Consider the following 1,118-nt stretch of genomic DNA (forward strand, 5'->3'; position numbering starts at 1 on the left):
GGTTACCCACGCGTTACTCACCCGTCCGCCGCTCTTTACCGAAGTAAATCGCTCGACTTGCATGTGTTAGGCACGCCGCCAGCGTTCATCCTGAGCCAGGATCAAACTCTCAAATAAAAGTTGATGGGCTCAGATACTGTTATATATCTGGCTTTGTTTGGTTGTTTGGAATAATTCTTTATAAGAATTAATTTTATAAATTAACCTACTGTTTAATTTTCAAAGTTCATTTTCTCGACTTACTCATCTTACCAGGTTATTACCCCTCAGTCAAGACTTTCTTTCGTTTTATTTTTCGTCCGTATCTCTCGGACAAGTAATACTTTACCATCATCTTTTCTATTGGTCAATACCTTTTTTAAATATTTTTTTATAAGAAAGTTAGTATCTTTATCATGCAAAATTTTATTAACATTATCAACAATCTCAAATGTTAATATTTAAGTATTTTCATTTTATTATCCACATTATTAACTAATTTATTAACATATTATTTTTTATAAAAATTTATTCATTTTTCATAAATAAAATAGATAAAGGTGCATTATATTTGAAATTAATATTTTTATCCATAAGATATACCACCTTTTTAATATAAATAGTAACTCAGTGCCAAAACCTAATTTGAATATGTACATATATAAAAGTGAGTACTCAGACCCATATTTTTGCTACTTTCTAACTAAATATTTATTATATTATTCTTCTTCTATTAATCGTCTTTCATCTATTTATTTTCTAACATCTGGATGTATTTTATTAATGCCCATAAATAAGTGCTATATAATTAACCACATAGCTTATACTCGAAGTAGTAATTCTATATACACCATTGAAAGTTTAATTAGAGCTACATTTGTAAAATAAAGTCTTATACATAGAATAAAAGCCTATAAACAATTACTCTATTTTAATTTCATCTTTTGATATCATAAGTAAATGTAATAATTACAAAAATATAAAAAAAGATTACGTGGCTACGTCTTACTCTCCCAGGAGGTTGCCCCCCAAGTACCATCAGCGCTAAAGAGCTTAACTTCTGTGTTCGGAATGGGAACAGGTGTATCCTCTTTGCTATAGTAACCACATAATCTTTCGATTAACTTATATTAAGTTAT

The 1,118-nt window shown here is 28.8% G+C and carries 2 rRNA genes; both read right to left on the minus strand.

Annotated elements, in window-relative coordinates:
* Positions 1 to 117, minus strand: a 16S ribosomal RNA gene (locus H8923_RS17010); the annotation flags it as partial.
* A gap of 854 nt (positions 118 to 971) precedes the next feature.
* Positions 972 to 1,088 (minus strand): 5S ribosomal RNA (rrf, locus tag H8923_RS17015).
* Between the last annotated feature and the right edge of the window lie 30 nt (positions 1,089 to 1,118).

This window comes from Romboutsia faecis (genome assembly GCF_014323405.1).
Lineage (GTDB): Bacteria > Bacillota > Clostridia > Peptostreptococcales > Peptostreptococcaceae > Romboutsia_E > Romboutsia_E faecis.